Origin of the sequence: Staphylococcus sp. FSL W8-1268 (assembly GCF_038003965.1) — a bacterium.
Lineage (GTDB): Bacteria > Bacillota > Bacilli > Staphylococcales > Staphylococcaceae > Staphylococcus > Staphylococcus hominis.
In genome coordinates this window covers 1,659,586-1,679,068 of the sequence record NZ_JBBOQE010000001.1, presented here as the reverse complement: position 1 = coordinate 1,679,068, position 19,483 = coordinate 1,659,586, and the positions used below count along the sequence as shown (strand labels likewise).

Annotated in this window: 19 protein-coding genes, 2 tRNA genes and 1 pseudogene; 16 read left to right on the top strand and 6 right to left on the bottom strand. The window is 31.4% G+C overall.

Going from position 1 to position 19,483, the window contains the following annotated elements; translation table 11 throughout:
- Position 1: 1 nt before the first annotated feature.
- The 10 genes and pseudogenes from NST64_RS08445 to NST64_RS08400 all read left to right on the top strand — a co-directional run bounded on the left by NST64_RS08445 (position 2) and on the right by NST64_RS08400 (position 10,751).
- The gene (locus tag NST64_RS08445; protein ID WP_340731119.1) at positions 2 to 847 is read left to right on the top strand and encodes a phage tail family protein; all 846 of its coding nucleotides are present in this window, start codon (positions 2 to 4) and stop codon (positions 845 to 847) included.
- Between the two features lie 12 nt (positions 848 to 859).
- A complete protein-coding gene (locus NST64_RS08440; protein ID WP_340731118.1) occupies positions 860 to 2,644 on the top strand; it encodes a hypothetical protein in 1,785 nt (594 codons plus the stop codon).
- A gap of 48 nt (positions 2,645 to 2,692) precedes the next feature.
- Positions 2,693 to 4,663, top strand: a complete 1,971-nt coding sequence (locus NST64_RS08435; protein WP_340731117.1) for a phage tail protein — start codon at positions 2,693 to 2,695, stop codon at positions 4,661 to 4,663.
- Positions 4,664 to 4,667: 4 nt separating this feature from the next.
- Positions 4,668 to 4,940: a hypothetical protein gene (locus NST64_RS08430; RefSeq protein WP_340731116.1), complete on the top strand. Its 273-nt coding sequence runs from the start codon at positions 4,668 to 4,670 to the stop codon at positions 4,938 to 4,940.
- Positions 4,941 to 4,993: 53 nt separating this feature from the next.
- On the top strand, positions 4,994 to 5,296 hold the full coding sequence (locus tag NST64_RS08425; protein ID WP_095327674.1) for a DUF2951 family protein: 303 nt from the start codon (positions 4,994 to 4,996) through the stop codon (positions 5,294 to 5,296).
- A 136-nt stretch (positions 5,297 to 5,432) separates the two neighbouring features.
- Positions 5,433 to 5,726: a phage holin gene (locus NST64_RS08420; RefSeq protein ID WP_070671890.1), complete on the top strand. Its 294-nt coding sequence runs from the start codon at positions 5,433 to 5,435 to the stop codon at positions 5,724 to 5,726.
- Positions 5,727 to 5,736: 10 nt separating this feature from the next.
- Positions 5,737 to 7,188, top strand: a complete 1,452-nt coding sequence (locus tag NST64_RS08415) for an N-acetylmuramoyl-L-alanine amidase (protein ID WP_340731115.1) — start codon at positions 5,737 to 5,739, stop codon at positions 7,186 to 7,188.
- A 379-nt stretch (positions 7,189 to 7,567) separates the two neighbouring features.
- On the top strand, positions 7,568 to 9,577 hold the full coding sequence (locus NST64_RS08410; protein ID WP_340731114.1) for an HsdM family class I SAM-dependent methyltransferase: 2,010 nt from the start codon (positions 7,568 to 7,570) through the stop codon (positions 9,575 to 9,577).
- A 59-nt stretch (positions 9,578 to 9,636) separates the two neighbouring features.
- Positions 9,637 to 10,242, top strand: a pseudogene (locus NST64_RS08405) (restriction endonuclease subunit S); the annotation flags it as partial.
- Positions 10,242 to 10,751: a hypothetical protein gene (locus NST64_RS08400; RefSeq protein ID WP_340731113.1), complete on the top strand. Its 510-nt coding sequence runs from the start codon at positions 10,242 to 10,244 to the stop codon at positions 10,749 to 10,751. The pseudogene NST64_RS08405 and the gene NST64_RS08400, both read left to right, overlap by 1 nt.
- 433 nt (positions 10,752 to 11,184) lie before the next feature.
- On the opposite strand, the gene NST64_RS08395 is transcribed toward NST64_RS08400, so the two are convergent.
- From NST64_RS08395 to NST64_RS08385, 3 genes are all read right to left on the bottom strand, one after another.
- Positions 11,185 to 11,273, bottom strand: a tRNA-Ser gene (locus NST64_RS08395).
- A gap of 3 nt (positions 11,274 to 11,276) precedes the next feature.
- Positions 11,277 to 11,351, bottom strand: a tRNA-Asn gene (locus NST64_RS08390).
- Positions 11,352 to 11,495: 144 nt separating this feature from the next.
- Positions 11,496 to 12,080 carry a competence protein ComK gene (locus NST64_RS08385; protein WP_002448199.1) on the bottom strand — a complete coding sequence of 195 codons (585 nt, stop codon included), beginning with the start codon at positions 12,078 to 12,080 and terminating at the stop codon, positions 11,496 to 11,498.
- Between the two features lie 207 nt (positions 12,081 to 12,287).
- Here NST64_RS08385 and NST64_RS08380 point away from each other — a divergent pair, with 207 nt between their 5' ends.
- Positions 12,288 to 12,506, top strand: coding sequence for an IDEAL domain-containing protein (locus NST64_RS08380; RefSeq protein ID WP_049417843.1), 219 nt, complete (start codon positions 12,288 to 12,290; stop codon positions 12,504 to 12,506).
- A gap of 67 nt (positions 12,507 to 12,573) precedes the next feature.
- On the opposite strand, the gene NST64_RS08375 is transcribed toward NST64_RS08380, so the two are convergent.
- Together NST64_RS08375 and NST64_RS08370 are read right to left on the bottom strand one after the other, a co-directional pair.
- Positions 12,574 to 12,672: an SAR1012 family small protein gene (locus tag NST64_RS08375; RefSeq protein WP_017175792.1), complete on the bottom strand. Its 99-nt coding sequence runs from the start codon at positions 12,670 to 12,672 to the stop codon at positions 12,574 to 12,576.
- A gap of 89 nt (positions 12,673 to 12,761) precedes the next feature.
- The gene (locus NST64_RS08370) at positions 12,762 to 12,974 is read right to left on the bottom strand and encodes a TM2 domain-containing protein (RefSeq protein WP_002448068.1); all 213 of its coding nucleotides are present in this window, start codon (positions 12,972 to 12,974) and stop codon (positions 12,762 to 12,764) included.
- Positions 12,975 to 13,117: 143 nt separating this feature from the next.
- On the opposite strand from NST64_RS08370, the gene NST64_RS08365 reads away from it, so the two are divergent.
- Entirely contained in the window at positions 13,118 to 13,669 is a 552-nt protein-coding gene (locus tag NST64_RS08365; RefSeq protein ID WP_002448240.1) for a GNAT family N-acetyltransferase, read from the top strand.
- Positions 13,670 to 13,716: 47 nt separating this feature from the next.
- Here NST64_RS08365 and NST64_RS08360 read toward each other — a convergent pair whose 3' ends face one another.
- Positions 13,717 to 14,655: a 1,4-dihydroxy-2-naphthoate polyprenyltransferase gene (locus NST64_RS08360; RefSeq protein WP_002448221.1), complete on the bottom strand. Its 939-nt coding sequence runs from the start codon at positions 14,653 to 14,655 to the stop codon at positions 13,717 to 13,719.
- A 181-nt stretch (positions 14,656 to 14,836) separates the two neighbouring features.
- Here NST64_RS08360 and NST64_RS08355 point away from each other — a divergent pair, with 181 nt between their 5' ends.
- Genes NST64_RS08355 through menB form a run of 4 tightly spaced genes read left to right on the top strand, consistent with a single transcriptional unit; the run spans position 14,837 to position 19,465 of the window.
- Entirely contained in the window at positions 14,837 to 16,204 is a 1,368-nt protein-coding gene (locus NST64_RS08355; protein WP_002448042.1) for an isochorismate synthase, read from the top strand.
- A complete protein-coding gene (gene menD, locus NST64_RS08350; RefSeq protein ID WP_002448153.1) occupies positions 16,194 to 17,864 on the top strand; it encodes a 2-succinyl-5-enolpyruvyl-6-hydroxy-3-cyclohexene-1-carboxylic-acid synthase in 1,671 nt (556 codons plus the stop codon). The genes NST64_RS08355 and menD overlap by 11 nt, the downstream gene beginning before the upstream one ends.
- The gene (gene menH / locus NST64_RS08345; protein ID WP_002448130.1) at positions 17,851 to 18,654 is read left to right on the top strand and encodes a 2-succinyl-6-hydroxy-2,4-cyclohexadiene-1-carboxylate synthase; all 804 of its coding nucleotides are present in this window, start codon (positions 17,851 to 17,853) and stop codon (positions 18,652 to 18,654) included. Before menD ends, menH begins: the two co-directional genes overlap by 14 nt.
- Positions 18,647 to 19,465 carry a 1,4-dihydroxy-2-naphthoyl-CoA synthase gene (gene menB, locus NST64_RS08340; protein ID WP_002448062.1) on the top strand — a complete coding sequence of 273 codons (819 nt, stop codon included), beginning with the start codon at positions 18,647 to 18,649 and terminating at the stop codon, positions 19,463 to 19,465. Before menH ends, menB begins: the two co-directional genes overlap by 8 nt.
- Positions 19,466 to 19,483: the final 18 nt, after the last annotated feature.

The following is a 19,483-nucleotide window of genomic DNA, read 5'->3' as shown; positions in this document are numbered from 1 at the left end:
AATGGCAGTTGGCTTTAAGCTTTATGACCCTAATATGAATGAACTTAAATTTCCAGTCGGTGTAAAACCGCTGGATTTTTTTGTTTCATCAATAGAAAAAGAAAGATACACAGAAACAATTAAAGGTATTCCAGGAACAATAGACTATGGATTTGATTATAAAGAGCGTAGTGATTGTTCACTAACTTTTTTCTTAAGACATTATCACGGTGAACATGATTATTTACTGTTAGAAAGTGAAATAAACGCATTTTTAGATAGTCAACCATTTTTCTATGTAAGTAGAAATAATTTACCAACAAGAGTACTAAAAGTGACTATAGATTCAAGTTATAAAACAGAGCGTATTTTAGGCAGTATGTATGCAACTTTAGAAGTACCAGTTACAATAAGTGGCCTTCCTTTCTGGCGTACAAAATACACAACTCAAGATATAGAAACAAAAGGGTTTGAGGCAATCGCTGAACAGTTCGGCTTAGCTGATGGACTAAATATTGATTATCCAAAATACACATTCACAGAGAACAAATTCACCGTGTGGAATGGTGGAAACGTCACATTAGATCCACGTAATATGCCTTTAAAAATTAAATTGAAGCACTTAGTTACAGACGGAACATTTAAACTTACTAATAAAACCACTGGAGAAACGTTTGAATATTATGCACCTAGAACAGGTAATACTGTTGATTTAGACGGTGTACAAGCGTTTGTAGGATATCAAGCAAATAGGTTAAGAGAAACAAATAGAAAATATATCAGTATCGTTCCTGGTATTAATGAAATTGAATATAGTGGTGGAACAATGGACAATATACAATTCGACTTCCCGTTATATTATAAGTAAAGGAGTGAAATTATGGGGAAACGACACATTTTGGATAGCCTTTGGAATAGAAATAATTTAATGGGAGTAAATGGCAATTTTGAATATCTATTTGACGGAATAGATAATGCTAAAAATGAGATTATAAATTTAAATAATGATTATCGACACTCTAAGATAGATACCGAAAACAAGATGAGTTATCTATATGATAATATTGGTGAAGTTAAAACGTTGTCTCAGAAAGCGACAAGTGCATTAAATGAGGCACAAGAGTTAAAAGAACAAAGTAATAAAGCTAACGAAAGAATAGATAATATCATTGCTTCAAGTGGTACTTCAGACACAGAAGTCGTGGATGCAAGAGGGCCTTATAAGGTTTTGAGTGAAAGATTATCTGAAACAGATAAAAGAAATGATTATGAAAAGAAAAAGAATAACGAGAAAAACTTTTTAGACTTTCTTTTCGAAAATAGCGCGCAACTTTCCAATAATACAATTAAAGTAAATAAAGATAGAGATTTAACACTTAAAATTGCATTAAGCGATAAAGATAAATTTTCATTAAATTTTGGTAAAAACACTAATGATGATTTTATCAAATTTAAGAATATGGATTATATTGGTTCGATAACATCATCATCTGCTCAAACAGTAACAAGCAATCTTACACAATCGATGATTAGTAATAGCGAATCTATAGGCACTAATGATAACTGGTACACCTCTGCAATCGGAAATAAAGTAGAACACACATTTACTGGTTCATCAGTATCAATTCGTATTTATGCAGATGCAAAAGGTGGTATATGGAAAGCAAGTATAGATGGTAATTTTATAAAAAATGTTTCTACAAATTTAGGTGCTTATAACACCAGCAATAGTTTAGGTGCAAATGTTTTTGAAATTAATATCGCTAACGATTTAGAGAATAAACAACATGTTTTAACACTTGAGTTTGTAGGTCAAGATGACAAATATCCTACAACTTCGCCAAGAGGTTGGTTACGTATGAAAACTGCTACATCTAAGCCAGGATATGATTTTGATACTTTTGTATATAGTGTTAAAGGTGCAACAGTAACTAAAATACAAAATGCATTATGGGATAGCAACAAAGAATTTGCATTCCAAGTAGATTTTGGCGATAGAAAAGAATGGATACCAGAACATAACAGTGTGGGGACGCTGAAATTAAGTGATAAAGGTAGTCAAAGATTATTAATTGATAATAAAGAAATAAATATGACACAAATGATGAATGAAATTCCTTTTACTGAAGTTAAAATTTTGCAAAATTTATTCGGACTACATCCAACTACAAATGAAAAATATTGCGAGTTTGTTATTATTACCACCATTACATCAAGAGGTGTAAAATTTAACACTAAAATAAAATGGTTGAAAGAAACAATTGTTGGTAGTGGTTACGTAAACATGTTCACAGTTAATCCGCAATTTATGACTGACATCATTACATCTTATAACACAAAATATTCTACACAAATTTTTGATAATAGCTATGAGTATTTACAAGACGAAGCTCCTTATTCTTATATTGCAACATCATCATTTTATAATGATTTATACTTGATTTGCCATAATGTTAATCCACATGAGACATTGAGAATGGATTATGACGATAGAGATGGAGACGCTTTTGGCAAAGGTTTATTCGCACTACAACATAGAAATCAAGATTTACAGAAATTATATCCTAAAACATACACAAACCATAAAACGAAAGTTAATGAAGTTTATCAATTTGAAGGCTTCTTTGGCTTCGGTAAATTGCCTATGGTAAATAAATTATTTTGATTAAGTCGATACATTAGTATCGGCTTTTTATTTTAAGGTGGTGGAATATTGGAAAACCTATTTTTTATTCGTGATTTAGAAGGCGAAGAATATTATTTAGAAGGTACAATCAAACATGAACAAGAATTAAATGGTGACGAACGTATAGATATGGATATTCCATACACAGAAATGAACTCAATATTTATGGATCAACAAAGTGATTTAAAGATGTGGATTATTCTTTTTGAGAATAAAGAGTATCGTATCATTTCTAGTAAACAACAAGGTTATGGAGATAAATATACTATTAGTGTCACAGCTGTTCTTTATATTCTTGATTATCTAAACACTCATAGAGTATATGAACGTATTGATGCAAGTCTTACTACAAAAGAAGCTTTTGATATTGTATTTAATGATACGCCATACACATATATAACCGTTGATACTGCTTATAGTGAGCGTTTTGAAGGTATTGGCGAAGGTGAAACTAAATTAGAAATATTTAAAGCATTTATTGATCGTTACGGTTATGAAATGAAAATCGTTGGTAAAGTCGTTTATCTATACAACCAAATAGGTAATGACGCTAACTTTGAGTATCGTCATAAAGTTAATACACACGATATTTCAAAAGAAGTAGATGCTTCTGAAATGTACACGTATATGAGAGGATATGGCGATTATAGAGAAGAAGGTGGCGAAGAAGAAACTACTACCGAAACTACCAATTCTGAAACATCTTCAGGCTATCAAAAAACAAGCGTTAAAGTGATTGAAAATGATAATGAAGAAGATGTGACTAAGAAAGCAAAATTAAAACGTGAATACACATCACCACTTGCAGCCATCATAGGTATTCGAGAAGGTCCACCTATTATGAATGCAAATATTACTAAGCAAGAAACGATGGATAAGCAATTAAAAGAAGCTGTTGAAAGTAGTGTAAACATCTCATTTACTGCTGATATTTATGATATGAGTAGACATGGCTATCGTTTTCAACATGCAGAATTAGGTGACAGAGTGTTTTTAGTAGATGAACGTATTGGATTAGATACAGAAATACGAGTAGTTAAGATTGATAGAGATATTAATAATGAAGGATATGTCACAAACGTTGAAATTACATTCGGTTCAGCTAATTTAGCAGATAACTATAGTAGTAATTTATCGACTGCTGCTAAAGATATTCAAGATTTAATTGAGGGGCGTAAAAAACTAAAATTTGATGCACTTGATGTAATTAGTCAATCAATGGTTAAGAAAATACTAAACACTTCAAGCGAACTAGCTTTTGATAGTAATGGTATTCATGCAGTAGAAAAGAATAACCCTAACAATCAGATGACATTAAATAGTAGTGGGTTAATGCTTTCAACTGACGCAGGTAATACTGCAAAAACAGCGATTACTGCCGAAGGGATAATTGCAGATGCAATTACTGCAGGTTCAATATGGACTGAAAATGTTAATGTGATAGGTCCAAAAGGTTATATGTCAATTATCGGGAATGAATTAGTTTCTATCGATCCAGATAGTTTATCTAGAACTGTATTAAGTCCTACAGGTTTAACCATTACACGTCCAGATGGAGCTTTATATATGGTTAATGGTGTACCTAGAATGGATTTAGAAGTTCAGAAAAACCTATTCCATTATTCCTCAGTCGAGAACAATGGTCGTTTCAGTTTAACATCTGAAACCGAGCCACAAGTGTTTGAATATTTCTATACGCAACATAAAGCACGTTATTTAAACGTATCTTATGCAATTGGTTGGGACTATAATAATGAAAGTGATGTTGGTGCTGTTGAAATTATCGTTGAAGAATTTGGAAATGGCGATAAAAATAGAACAGCTAGTTATAAAACAATTGCCAAACGTACTGATAATGAAATTTATGGTGTTATTCAAATTGATTTAGGTGTACCTACCTACGAACCACTTAATTGTTATTTAAAATTTAGACGAATTGGTGGTACTTCTAAAGATAAAGTTACTGCACGAAGTACCAGAGTTTGTATGAGAGGATGATTAAATGAACTGGTTATTATTTTTAAAGTATATAGATGGTAAATATCATATTGTTCAAGCAGGTTCAGATATTGTACCTACAGAAGATTTTGATAAAGTGCTACCCACAACTGAACGAATTGCTCGTCAATCTGACAAAGTCTACTTTGATGGTGAGAAATTAAAGTTAAAAGACGGAGAAATATTATTATCTGTAGAAGAATTAAACAAATTAAAAGAAAGTCCGTTAGAAGAAATAGAAAGAAATACACAACCAGTTATATTTGATATTGAGTAAGCCATAGCCAGTGGAGGTTATGGCTTTTAAATTTGTGTAAAGGACGTGAGGACATGGAGAATGTTAACCGAAGTTGTGGAGATTATGAAACAAGAATAAAAAGACTTGAAGATAATGATGAAAGAATCTTCGCATCTTTGGAACAAATAAAAGATGGACAACATAATCAAGAACTCATTAATCAAAAAATGAACTTTACCCTAGATAGTATTAATCGAGAGCGTGAGATTGATAAAGAAAGTAAAAAAGAAAACCGTAAAAACATTAAAGAAATGAAACGCTTAATGTTAGGTATGGTTTTTTCAGTGGCAGGTTCTATTATTTTCGCCATTATAAGAATGGTATTCGGCATATAAGGAGGTGATCAATATGTTTAAACTATTTGCAAAAGCTGATTTTTGGTCTTGTTTCTGGTTTGGAAATTGTAAATAAAAATGTTGTAAGTCGGCACTTATGTGTCGGCTTTTTATTTTGAATAAGGAGTGGAAAGAAATGGAAACAAAAGTAATAGCAAGATATATTGTATTAATTATGGCAATCGTCAATCAATTTTTAGCAAATAGAGGACTTAGTCCTATTCCGATAGATGAAGAAACGATCAGTACGATTGTATTAGCTGGTATTGGCTTGTACACAGCGTGGAAAGATAACCCAACAAGTAAAGAAGGACAATGGGCGAATAAAAAACTTAAAAAATACAAAGCTGAGAAAAAGTATCGTCAAGCAACAGGACAAGCACCAACCAAAGAATATATCAAACCATCAGATTTAGATGAATTAGGGTAGGTGTTAGCGTATGTTAATGACAAGAAAGCAAGCTGAGAAATGGTTAGATAACTCAGAAGGTAGACAATACAATGCAGATGGTTATTATGGTTTCCAATGTTACGATTACTCGAAAATGTATTTCTATGTTGTGACAGGAGAATGGATAGGTGGACTTAAAGCATCTAACATTCCTTTTGACAACAAGGCTAAAATTGAAAAGTACGCTACGATCATTAAAAACTATGATAGGTTCTTACCTCAAAAAGGTGATATCGTTTGTTTCCCTGATAAATATGGCGGTGGATATGGACATACTGCAGTTGTAACTAGAGCCACACTTACACAGTTTGAGGTACTCGAGCAAAATTGGTTTGGGAATGGTTGGACAGATGGTGTCGTTAAACCTGGATGGGGTCCTGAAACAGTGTCACGTCGTTGGCACTATTACGATAACCCTATGTACTTCATACGTTTTAACTTCCCTAAAAATGTTAGTGTCGTTAAGAAAGCGAAACGAAAACTTACTTCTAAAAAAGTGAGTGGAGAGATTAAACGTAAGAAAATTATGATTGTAGCTGGTCATGGTTATAATGATCCGGGTGCAGTTGGTAATGGCACAAATGAGCGTGACTTTATTCGTAAGCATCTAACGCCTAAAATCGCTAACTACCTACGCAAAACAGGCCATGAAGTTGCATTATATGGTGGTAGTAAGCAATCACAAGATATGTATCAAGATACAGCTTACGGTGTCCGTGTAGGTAATAAGCGTGATTATGGTATGTATTGGGTAAATAAACAAAATTATGACCTTATCGTTGAATTTCATTTAGATGCAGCAGGAGCTAGTGCGAGTGGTGGCCATGTTATCATCTCAAGTGCATTCAATGCAGATAGTATCGACAAAGATATACAAGAAGTCATTAAAGAGAATTTAGGACAAATCAGAGGCATCACTAAACGAAGTGATTTACTCCACGCTAACGTATCGGCAGAAATCAACATGAACTATCGTTTAGCAGAGTTAGGTTTTATCACTAATAAAGAAGATATGGACTGGATAAAGAAAAATAGCGACAAGTATGCTAAGTTGATTGCAGGCGCTATTCATGGCTCTCCTATTGGTGGTGTCGTTGCTAGTAAGAAGAAATCATCTAACAAGAAATTGAATGTACCTAAAACTATCCCTAGTGGATATAAACTAAATAATAAAGGTGTACCTTATAAGAAAGAAAAAGGTCGCTACACAGTAACAACGATTAAAGGAAATAATGTAAGGACAATATATTCAGATAAAGCAGAAATCACAGGTACATTACCTAATGGAGAGGAAATTATCTATGATGGTGCATTTGCAGTAAATGGCTATCGTTGGATCACTTATCTAAACGATGATTTAAAACGTCGCTATATTGCCACAGGAGAGATTGATAAAAATGGTAAACGTATAAGTTCTTATGGTAAGTTCAGTAGAGTGTGATATAATCAACTCGGGATAATATCCTATACGTTTACAAATTTCATTATGTTTTATGGAGGGACAAGTTTAGTGTTCGTCCCTCTTTTTTTATGTTATAATAAGCTTATAAGGCTTCTTTAGTACCAAAGTTTATGATAATTTTAGTTTTATTATTTGTGTTTTAAATGAGTAAATCGTTCAAACCGTACTTTAACAGGTGCGGTCTTTTTTTATACATAAAAATAGTGTTACAAGCACCACGTACCCCCTATAACCCCCCATATAAAAATATACATAAGAGTTATGTAACAAGTACCACTTACGCATGTCACTGGGTGGTTATTTTAATATGTAATTAATGATAAAATAAATATATTATTAATAAAATGAGGTAATACACATGGATTGGAAATTAGAAACAGATGTAAATTATTATGTTAAAGATTATTTAGATAAATTAGGATTAATAAAATTAAAAGATTATAATGATGAAACTTCAATGTCAGATTATATGAAAGAAGCGTTGAAAGGGAGCTCAAAGACTGATAAGAAAACAGGTGTTGGAACACCTGATTTTCATGTAGAGAAATATAATATACCTGTCATTATAGAAAATAAATTAGGATTAAACAAACTGAAGTCGACTAATAAATCAGGTATTAAAGATGATAACAAGGCGATATCTAATTTTGCTGTTAATGGTTGTTTGCATTATGCAAGAAATATGATTAAAAGTAATAAATATAGAGAAGTTATAGCTATCGGAATTGCTGGAGACAATGAAGATAATGTAACGATAGATATTAACTATGTTTTTGGTAGTGCAAAAGATACATATAAGCATGTGTATAATTATAAGAACTTAAACTTTCTAGAAAGTCAGGATAGTTTTGAAGAGTTTTATAATGATGCCATTTTAACCGAAACAGAAAAACACGGAATTCTTATTGATAGTAGAACTACATTACAAAAATATGCAAAACAATTAAACAGATTAATGCACAATCATAATATAACAGCGCCACAAAGAGTTTTGTATGTTTCAGGTATGCTTCTGGCAATGCAAGATATTAATGATGACGAAGGAAATGTAATACAAAAAGGACTAGAGCCTCACGAATTAAAAGGACTGCCAACAGACACCAAACGTGATGGGAAAATTATTATTGATCAAATAAAAGAATATTTACATATGAAAAATATTGAAAGTGGAAAAATGCAATTAATGATTTCTTCTTTTCAAGAAATATCCAAAGATAAACAAAGAGATGAAAAAACAACTTTAGATAAAGAAGTTAGTAAATTACTAAATTCCGAGAGTAGTACTAATAAGCAAATATTTACTTTTATTTATGAAAATATTTATAGTTCTATAGATTCGATGACTGGGCATATAGATATAATGGGTGAAATGTATTCAGAATTTCTAAAATATGCTTTAGGTGATGGTACAGAATTAGGAATTGTACTAACTCCACCTTATGTAACTAAAATGATGGCTGAGTTGCTTGATGTACAAAAAGATAGCAAAGTAATGGATTTAGCAACAGGAAGTGCGGGTTTCTTAATCAGTTCTATGGAGTTAATGATTGAACAAGCAGAATTGGAGCATGGAAAGAGAACCAATGCTGCGGAAAAAGAAATAAAAAATATTAAAAGTAATAATTTGTTAGGGATTGAATTAAATGCAGAAATGTATACTCTCGCAGCAACTAACATGATATTACGTGGAGATGGTTCAAGCAATATAAAAAAAGCTAATACATTTAATACTCCCAAAAATTTATATGAAGAATTTAAAGCTACAAAATTGTTATTGAACCCTCCTTTTAGCTTTAAAGAAAATGGTATGCCATTTATTGAATTTGGATTAAATAATATGGAGAAAAATGGAGTTGGCGCGATAATTATTCAAGACAGTGCGGGTACAGGTAAGTCCGTGAAAACTAATAGATCTATTTTAAAAAATCATACACTTTTAGCAAGTATAAAAATGCCTGGTGATTTATTTCAGCCTATGGCAGGTGTACAGACAAGTATTTACGTTTTTGAAGCTAAGAAACCGCATGATTTTGAAAAAACAGTGAAATTTATCGACTTTAGGAACGATGGATATAAAAGAACAGCTAGAGGTATTCAAGTAAAAGATTCACCAGTAGAAAGATATCGTGATATTTTAAAAATATATAAAGCAGGTAATAAAGCCAAAGTTAATGAGAACTTATGGGATCTCAATAAGGTTTATATAGAAGACTTTATTGATGATTCAGGCGTCGATTGGAACTTTGATCAACATGTGACAATAGATACAGTTCCCAAAATAGAAGATTTTAAAAAAACTGTATCTGATTATTTATCTTGGGAAGTTACTCAAATTTTAAAAAATAAAAAGACTGTGGGAAAGATGTAAGCCCTCGTTTAAATAAATTAGAAAAAAATTTTGTTGAAAACGGGGGCGAATTTAAAACATTTCAAATAAAAGAATTATTTGAAAAACGTACTATGAAAGGCTTCCCTAAAAAAGGTGAAAATCTGGTTGAAAATAGTGAAGGCTATCATGTATTTGGTCAAAATATAAAATATCAATATGAGCAAAAGGTTCTACTAGATGAGAAATATTTACATCGAGTTGACCCTAAAAAGCCTATATTGGCTTACACATCTAGTGCAGCAGAAATTGGTATTATTTCTGAAAGTTTTTATAGAAGTGGTGACAATGGTGCCTTTCAAGGTTTAATACCGAAATTTCAAGAATATAATTATAAACATATATTATATTTTTTAGCTATCTTATCTCTTTATTTTAAAAACATGGGTTATACAACAGGTATGTCTCATATTAATGATTTGAATATTAAACTCCCTTATAAAAATAATGAAATATATTTTGAATTCATGGAAAAATATATTGAAGAATTAGAAGCAGAACGTATTGAAGAGTTAGAAGCATATTTACAAGTGACAGGATTGTCTGATTATAAAATTACAAAAAAAGAACAAGAATCGCTTGACAAATATGACTCTATGATTAGAAAATCTAAGAGCAGAGCAGAGCAGAGCAGAGCAGAGCAATAATGACGTTTAACTCTAGAGAATTATTTGGCAAAGCTACTCGGGGGAAACGTTTGAAAAGCGCTGACCGAGTTCCTGGTGATTTGCCTTTTATCACAGCGGGAGAATCGAAAACAGGTATTTCTGACTATATCGGTAATGATGTTCAAATATTTAGCCCAAACACAATTACAATAGATATGTTTGGATCATCTAAATATAGAAATTTTAAATATGGAGCAGATGACCATGTAGCAGTTATAGATACTTCTAAATATAATTTAAAAGTAGGTCTATTTTTAACCTCTGCTTATAATAAAGCTGCAAATACAGGCATATTTTCATACGCACGTAATTTTTATGCAAAAGATGCAGATAATTTAAATTTATCTTTACCTGCTTTTGAAAATAAAACGCCTGATTATACATTGATGGAAGAAGTAATTAAAGTAATTGAAAAACAGTGTATAAAAGAAGTTGTGAAATACTCACAATATAAAGCAAAAATAACCAAAAAGATAATTCAAAATTAAATGTATCTTATTGATATTATATTCTACTAACCGTATCTTAATTGATACGGTTATTTTATACATACAAGTGTCCAAAATGTTCTAATTCATTCTATTTAGTTCTAAAGTTTATCTTTAAAATTACGATAGTTAAGCCATTTTCATACATATCACAATGTATAAAGATGGTCTTACTCAGATAATAACCCATCAATTTATTCATTGATGGGGTTTAATATTGATGAAAAATTAATAAGTAGTCATTACAATTAAAACTTAGAGCAGCAAGGAGTATAGAGAGTAGGTCGACAACATAACCGACAACTTTTAATATAAGATAGTAAGTTGTCGACCACGTTGTCGGCTTAATATAAAAACTATTTAAAAGTATAAAAAGAAAACCCCGTAATAACGGGGTTTTTAAAGTTATTATAACCTATTTAAATATAACAGACGGAAACGGAGGGATTCGAACCCTCGCGCCGCTCTCGCGACCTACACCCTTAGCAGGGGCGCCTCTTCAGCCAACTTGAGTACGTTTCCATATGGCTCCGCAGGTAGGATTCGAACCTACGACCGATCGGTTAACAGCCGATAGCTCTACCACTGAGCTACTGCGGAATAATATAACGTGTTCTTTAATCAACACAAATACAATTATATCAATAATATTAAAATTTGCAAGAGATAATCTTTAAAAAATATACGGAACATTTACACTAAATTAATATAATCGTTCCGTATATTTTAAAAATAAACATACAGCTATTTATCTTCTAATAAAGAATAGTGTGAAAGGGCCTCAAAAATATTTAAAGATGTTTTTTCATAATCGATTGGCATATCTGGATTATTAGACTTCATTCTTGCTTGTTTATCAATCATATAGTAATAGAAAATAGAATTAGAATATTGATGCCATAAACTATGAAAAGATACATTTAATGTTAGTGCTTCTTGGTTTGCAAAGATAATTTTACTCTTTCTGTTCTTTAATGGCTTAATATCAGAAATATAATGCATATTAATCCATATATTTTCTTCTAAACGGTCTGAATGTGTTGGGAAAAAGTAAGTTGGAAACAATGGTGTGAGAAGGATGGGAGGTTTACTAGTTATTCCAGCGATGCGTTGAGTTTCAGCTTTCTTGCTTAAGTAGTTATTGCCATAAAATCTACATGATCGTTCAATAATTTTTTGAGTTTTAAAAGGGCTTATTTCTCGTGAGGTATCGAATTTGAGGATTTCTGAGCCGTTCGGTTGTTGATGATTGTCAAATGTAGGTCTAATCACCATATCACCTTTACGTATGACATAAATCGTATTAGGTGGTTTATTGAACTGAGTCATAAGATCAGCTCCTTATTTAATTATTTATTATTAAAAACGAAGAGTGATTAATAATATAAAATTATTATATAAAAAAAGTATATGTTGTCAAGTTATTATTTAAAAATAAAATTACACTATTTTATTTAGAAAAGTCTGAATATTCATTGATTTCAAAATAAAAAGCTTGTATACTATTTTTAAATTAATAGAAAGGTAGTGAATTTTATGTATTACAATACAAATGTTAAACATACCACACTAGAAGAATTTGTAACGACGATGAATGATTTAGGTGTAGAACTTGTGATTGACGAAGCTTTACGTTTAGAAAGAAAGAAACAACTTGTAACATTAATTGATGAAGCCTTGGTTAATAGAAATGAAGATGATTTTAATCAATATACTACTGAATTAAAACATTTGGAGGAATTTCTCAATGAGTAAATCCGGTTCCAATGAGTCATTATAAAAAGGTCTATTCTCTAAAATAAAGTGAATAGACCTTTTTAAATTATTTTCTTTTTGAATTTCCTTCTATTTTATTTTTAATCCATTTTAATACATATCCTGTAATAATTGTTCTCACAATACGTTTAATAAAGTTTTTCATAGTCACATTCTCCTTTTTAAAACTATTATTAATTTATACCCCATTTTCTTTAATTTAAAGAAGAAAGTTTAAATACTTTTGGTTGTTTTTTATCTGGGTATAAAAATATATCCATTATTATCAGCTGTAGTAGTGAAGATAATGATTATGCCATGAATAATCGAAATAATTGTTGGAATAAGTGTCCAAAAAAAGACCAAATGTAATACGCCTTGTCCAACTTTATCCGCATAGAACTTGTGAATCCCAACACCACCTAAGAACAATGCGCATAATACATACAATGTTTTGTTTACTCTCATATTATGGATGCCTCCTTATTTTCATATTGTAAGTAATTTATGACTAAAATCAAGAACGGCACTTATAAAAGAATCAGTTTATACTTACTATAATATTTAATTTCTTGTAATAATATGAGTATGATGTAGATGGAGGGATAAATATGATTAGAAAAGCGACACCGAGTGATAATAAGCAAATTGCAAAACTTTATTATTTAATATGGAAAGATATGGAACTTGACATTGTAAAGGAAATTTCTAAAAAACGTATGATCAATTTGCTTGAACTTAGTATAGTTAATGTACATTATCGTACCTATTATAAAAATATATGGGTATATGAAAAGAATAATGAATTGGCCGGTTGTATTATCGCTTATGATGGTTCAAAAGAAATGGAGTACGAAGAACAATGGAACCAACTGCCTCTTGAAGAAGATATCAGATTAGTTGGAACACCTTTACCTATAAAAGAAGCTAAAAATGATGAGTGGTATATTGAAGCAGTGGTCACATCGCCTGATTATAGAGGACAAGGTATTGCGACACAATTGTTGGAACATTTGATCACCACAAGTTCTAATAAAAAATGGAGTTTAAATTGTGATTATAATAATGAGAAAGCACTTAAACTTTATAAACAACTAGGTTTCAAATGGGTTGAAGATATTAATTTATATGGCCATGATTATCTACATATGATATATATATAATAATAAAAAAACTAGCATTGTTAAAAAACAATGCTAGTTAAAATAAATTAGATTCCACCTAAAAGTGCGCTGATATAAATACCCAAAGCGTACAAAATACCAAAGACTGTATTCGTTTTGCCAGTCGCTGCCATCGCTGGCATCATGCTTGCTGGTGTATCATTTTTATTAAAACGACGAATTGCTTTGATTGGCATTGGGAATGAGAATAATACTAACAAGTAGAATAATGAGCCGCCTGATTTGAATAAAGCAGTAAATATTACGATTAAGTAAGCTAAGATATACATTGCTGCCATAAACGTAATAGAAGCTTTTTTACCTAATAAAATAGGTAAGGTTTTACGACCACTTGCTTTATCTTTAACACGGTCACGAATGTTATTAGCCATATTAATTAACCCGATTGTAATAACAATAGGTAAGCTAATCCAAACAACAAAACCATTGACATTACCTGTTTGAATAAAGAATGCAAGTAAAATGATAATCATACCCATAAATAATCCGGAGAATAATTCACCAAATGGCGTCCATGAAATAGGAATAGGTCCACCAGTATATAAATAACCAATTGCCATACATACAATACCAACTGGAATAATCCAAAATGAACTATTAGCAGCTAGATATATACCAAGTAAAGCGGCAATAATATAAAAAGCAATTGCTAGATTCATGACAAGTTTTGGACTCATACCATTTCGAACAATCGCGCCACCGATACCTACAGATGTATGATCGTCTAATCCTTTTTTAAAATCATAATATTCATTAAACATATTAGTCGCTGCTTGAATTAAAAGACATGCGATTAACATTGCTAAAAATAGGCTGAATTTAATATGATCTTGACTGCCCAGTAAGAAAAGTTTAGCTGTCGCTGTTCCTACTAATACAGGGACAATAGACGCGGTTAAAGTATGAGGTCTCATTAAATGCCAATATTTTCTAACAGTTGAATATTGTTGATATTGATCTGCCATAATATAATCTACCTCTTATAATATAAAGTTTTAACATATGTATTTTAAAGGAATAGGTAAGAAAGGTCAATCAACGTGAAATATTTCTCTAAATTGATTAAGCAATTATAATACGATGAATAACGAAAAATGTTACAATATTTTAATGAGTAAAAAAAAGATAATGAAAGAAGTGAAATGAATGGCTGCTAACCTAATGGAAGACAAAATTTTGGAATCTATATATGAAAGCAATAAAAACTGGGTTTCTGTTGAAGTCGTGTTAAATAAATCTTTAACACCAAGTGAATTATTTAATTTAACTGAAAAACAAGCTGGAGATCGATTTTATTTGCGATTAAACGATAATATGTCTTCATTTTTCGGCTATCATGCAATTCAAAGATTTAAGAATAACTTTGAAAATAAACAATCTATCTTTCGGGAATGGGAAAAATTTAAAAATGATGTAGAACTAATTCATGTTAATACGCAAAAGCATCACCTTAAAATAGTAGGGGGATTCCAATTTTCAAATCATAAATCTGATGATGAGTGGCGTGAATTTGGGATTAATCATTTTGTGGTACCTGAAGTACTTATTTCTTCAGTTAACAATCAAACCATTTTGACATATACAGTTGAAAAAGCTCAATTTGAAATGGAAAAATTAAATCAAATGATTAATTATTTCGAAAATGCTCAAGTTGATACGACAGAACGAGAGACAGCTTTAGGCAATGTAACACGCATGGAAGATATTTATGTTGATGAATGGAAAGATCTTGTAAGTCATACGATTGAACAACTTGATAAAGATAAAAAAGTAGTACTTGCGAGACGTCGCTTAATTAAGTTTGATAAGCCAATTAGTATTCCTTATGTACTTAATCGTGCGTTAAACAATGAGAAAAATAGTTACTTATTTATCCTAGAGTCTAACCAATCTGTATTCTTTTCTCAAACACCAGAACAATTATTAAAAGTTGAGGACGGTGTATTATCTACGAAGGCTGTAGCAGGAACAATTCCTCGAACACAAGATGCTGAAAAAGATGAAAAAAATGTTCAAGCATTTCTACAAGACAGTAAAAATCTAGGTGAACATCAATTTGTCGTTAGAAGCATTTTAAATGATATTAAGCCTTATGTAGAAAATGTAGAGTACAATCAAAAACCTAATATTTTAAAAAATGATCATATGTATCATTTGTATACTGAAATAAAAGGAACATTATTGAATCATTCGTATATTAGTTTAATTGATGAGTTGCATCCTACACCTGCCTTAGGGGGTTATCCTAAGAAAGAAGCAGTTGACTATATTGAAAAAAATGAATTTGGTACACGAGGATTATATGGGTCTCCAGTTGGATATATTGACGTAGATGATGATTGTGAATTTATTGTGGCTATTCGTTCTATGTTAATTAAACAAAATCAAACTACTTTGTTTGCAGGTTGTGGTATTGTAAAAGATTCTAATGCTGAAAGTGAAGTTGAAGAAACGTCGGTGAAATTTTCACCAATGATGAATGCTTTAGGAGTAGTGAATAAGAATGAATCATAAAGAAGCTTTAACTAAACAAGTTTATACATTTGCATCAGAGTTATATGCCTATGGTGTGCGAGAAGTCGTTATTAGTCCGGGCTCACGTTCGACTCCTTTAGCGATTGCATTTGAAGCGCATCCAAATATTAAAACTTGGATACATCCTGATGAACGTAGCGCAGCTTTTTTTGCCTTAGGATTAATTAAAGGGAGCGAACGCCCAGTTGCGATTTTATGTACTTCTGGAACAGCGGCTGCTAATTACACGCCAGCTATAGCTGAAAGTCAAATCAGCCGTATACCGCTTATAGTATTGACTAGCGATCGTCCACATGAACTTAGAAGTGTAGGTGCACCACAAGCGATTAACCAAGTCAATATGTTTGCAAATTATATTAACTTCCAATTTGATATGCCTGTAGCTGATGGCAGTCAAGAAATGCTGAATACTATTAATTATCAAATGCAAATTGCAAGTCAATATTTATATGGCCCACACCGTGGTCCAATACATTTTAATTTGCCATTTAGAGAACCGTTAACACCAGATCTTGAAATGACTGAGAATTTAAAATCTGAACATAAAATATTGCCTCATTATCAAAAAAATATAGATATACAAGATATAAAAAATATATTAAAAGATAAGAAAGGCCTGATTATTGTAGGGGACATGCAGCACCAAGCAGTCGATCAAATTTTAACTTACGCTACAATTCATGACTTACCAATTCTTGCAGATCCACTTAGTCAATTACGTAAGTATAATCATCCTAATGTCATTACAACATATGATTTATTATACCGTTCTCATTTAAATATTGATGCTGATTTTATTATACGTGTAGGTAAACCAGTTATTTCTAAAAAATTAAATCAATGGCTTACACGCACAAATGCATTTCAAATATTAGTTCAAAATAATGATAAAATTGATGTATTTCCAACACCACCACACATCTCATATGAAATATCAGCAAATGATTTCTTCAGAAGTTTAGTGAATGAACCAACAGTAAACCGTAAGGATTGGATTGAACGTTGGCAGTCAATAGAAGCACAATCTCGTAAAGCAATCACTCAACATATGTCTCAAGCGACAGATGAATCAGCATTTGTAAGTACACTGATTCAAAAACTCACTAAAGATGATGCATTATTTGTAAGTAATAGTATGCCTATTCGTGATGTAGATAATTTATTATTTGATAGTGAAGTAGAAGTGTATGCTAATCGAGGTGCAAATGGTATTGATGGCGTTATTTCTACTGCTTTAGGTATGGCAGTACATAAAAAAGTGACATTACTGATTGGAGATTTAGCTTTTTATCATGATATGAATGGATTATTAATGGCTAAATTAAACGATATTCATATTAATGTTGTTATACTTAACAACGATGGTGGAGGGATATTTTCTTATTTGCCTCAAAAAACAGCAGCAGAGCAATACTTTGAACGTCTATTTGGTACACCAACTGGACTAAATTTTGAGTACACTGCCATGTTATATGACTTTTCATTTAAACGTTTAAATAATATTACCGATTTTTCTCAAGTATCTTTTTCAACTATGAATTCATATATATACGAAATTCTTACAAATCGTGAAGATAACTTAGAACAACATCAACTTTTATATAAGAAATTGAGTGAGATTTTAAATGTTACATTATAATTTTTATAAGTCTGAGCATCCAAGCAATCAATTATTAATTTTACTTCATGGTTTTATTAGTGACAGTCAAACTTATATGAATCATATAGAGGCGTTTCTTACTCAATGTAATGTTTTAACTATTGATTTACCTGGACATGGCAAAGATGACTCACCTACAGATCAAATATGGGACTTTCCGTATATAACGGAACAAATAAATCGAGTTTTATCTCAATTTGAGAAATATAAATTCAGTTTATTAGGCTATTCAATGGGTGGGCGCGTAGCACTCTACTATGAAATACATGGTCAATATGAAATCAAACAATTAATATTAGAAAGTACATCACCAGGCATTGCTAACGAAGCTTTACGTAAAGAACGACAGGCTATCGATCAAGCACGTGGACGTGTATTAGAAATAGCTGGAATTGAAGTATTTGTAAATGATTGGGAAAAACTCCCTTTATTTCAAACACAATATCTATTAGATGATAATAAAAAAAAGGCAATGCGTCGTATGCGACTTGCGCAGAATCCCAATAAATTAGCGAAAGCTTTAAGAGATTATGGGACTGGACATATGCCTAATTTATGGGGAGATATTAAGCGTATAAAAAGTGATTGTCTTATTTTAGCAGGAGAATTAGATGAAAAATTCGTTAATACTGCTAAAAAAATGGCACAAGAAATTAAAAACTATCAAATCCATATTTTTAAAAATGTAGGTCACACAATTCATGTGGAAGATGAAGCAGAATTTGATACAATAGTATTAGGTTTTTTAAAGGAGGAGCAAAATGACTAGACAGTGGGAAACACTAAAAGAATATGATGAAATTAAATATGAATTCTTCGAAGGAATTGCAAAAGTAACAATTAACCGTCCAGAAGTACGTAATGCATTTACACCTAAAACAGTAGCTGAAATGATTGATGCATTTACTAGAGCACGTGATGATCAAAATGTTTCTGTTATTATCTTAACAGGTGAAGGCGATAAAGCGTTTTGTTCAGGCGGAGATCAAAAGAAACGTGGACATGGTGGTTATGTTGGTGAAGACCAAATTCCTCGTTTAAATGTATTGGATTTACAACGTTTAATTCGTGTTATTCCTAAACCAGTTATTGCAATGGTTAGAGGTTATGCAATTGGTGGAGGTAACGTATTAAATGTAGTATGTGACTTAACAATTGCTGCAGATAATGCAATCTTTGGTCAAACTGGACCTAAAGTAGGGTCATTTGATGCTGGTTATGGTTCAGGATACTTAGCTCGTATCGTAGGCCACAAAAAAGCACGTGAAATTTGGTACTTATGTCGTCAATACAATGCTCAAGAGGCATTAGAAATGGGCTTAGTTAATACTGTAGTACCTTTAGATAAAGTAGAAGATGAAACAGTTGCTTGGTGTAAAGATATTATGAAACATTCACCAACAGCATTACGTTTCTTAAAAGCTGCAATGAATGCAGATACAGATGGTTTAGCTGGTTTACAACAAATGGCTGGAGATGCTACATTACTGTATTACACTACTGATGAAGCAAAAGAAGGTCGTGACGCATTTAAAGAAAAACGCGATCCTGATTTTGATCAATTCCCTAAATTCCCATAAACAATAGTAATAAAAAAA

What these genes read in the sequence shown, in the direction of transcription:
- NST64_RS08410 (WP_340731114.1), top strand. Translation starts at nt 7,568, where the DNA reads ATGGATTGGAAATTAGAAACAGATGTAAATTATTATGTTAAAGATTAT.
- NST64_RS08420 (WP_070671890.1), top strand. Translation starts at nt 5,433, where the DNA reads ATGGAAACAAAAGTAATAGCAAGATATATTGTATTAATTATGGCAATC.
- NST64_RS08365 (WP_002448240.1), top strand. Translation starts at nt 13,118, where the DNA reads ATGATTAGAAAAGCGACACCGAGTGATAATAAGCAAATTGCAAAACTT.
- menD (WP_002448153.1), top strand. Translation starts at nt 16,194, where the DNA reads ATGAATCATAAAGAAGCTTTAACTAAACAAGTTTATACATTTGCATCA.
- NST64_RS08440 (WP_340731118.1), top strand. Translation starts at nt 860, where the DNA reads ATGGGGAAACGACACATTTTGGATAGCCTTTGGAATAGAAATAATTTA.
- NST64_RS08385 (WP_002448199.1), bottom strand. Translation starts at nt 12,080, where the DNA reads ATGACTCAGTTCAATAAACCACCTAATACGATTTATGTCATACGTAAA.
- NST64_RS08445 (WP_340731119.1), top strand. Translation starts at nt 2, where the DNA reads ATGGCAGTTGGCTTTAAGCTTTATGACCCTAATATGAATGAACTTAAA.
- NST64_RS08375 (WP_017175792.1), bottom strand. Translation starts at nt 12,672, where the DNA reads ATGAAAAACTTTATTAAACGTATTGTGAGAACAATTATTACAGGATAT.
- NST64_RS08425 (WP_095327674.1), top strand. Translation starts at nt 4,994, where the DNA reads ATGGAGAATGTTAACCGAAGTTGTGGAGATTATGAAACAAGAATAAAA.
- NST64_RS08370 (WP_002448068.1), bottom strand. Translation starts at nt 12,974, where the DNA reads ATGAGAGTAAACAAAACATTGTATGTATTATGCGCATTGTTCTTAGGT.
- menH (WP_002448130.1), top strand. Translation starts at nt 17,851, where the DNA reads ATGTTACATTATAATTTTTATAAGTCTGAGCATCCAAGCAATCAATTA.
- NST64_RS08355 (WP_002448042.1), top strand. Translation starts at nt 14,837, where the DNA reads ATGGCTGCTAACCTAATGGAAGACAAAATTTTGGAATCTATATATGAA.
- NST64_RS08380 (WP_049417843.1), top strand. Translation starts at nt 12,288, where the DNA reads ATGTATTACAATACAAATGTTAAACATACCACACTAGAAGAATTTGTA.
- NST64_RS08360 (WP_002448221.1), bottom strand. Translation starts at nt 14,655, where the DNA reads ATGGCAGATCAATATCAACAATATTCAACTGTTAGAAAATATTGGCAT.
- menB (WP_002448062.1), top strand. Translation starts at nt 18,647, where the DNA reads ATGACTAGACAGTGGGAAACACTAAAAGAATATGATGAAATTAAATAT.
- NST64_RS08400 (WP_340731113.1), top strand. Translation starts at nt 10,242, where the DNA reads ATGACGTTTAACTCTAGAGAATTATTTGGCAAAGCTACTCGGGGGAAA.
- NST64_RS08430 (WP_340731116.1), top strand. Translation starts at nt 4,668, where the DNA reads ATGAACTGGTTATTATTTTTAAAGTATATAGATGGTAAATATCATATT.
- NST64_RS08415 (WP_340731115.1), top strand. Translation starts at nt 5,737, where the DNA reads ATGTTAATGACAAGAAAGCAAGCTGAGAAATGGTTAGATAACTCAGAA.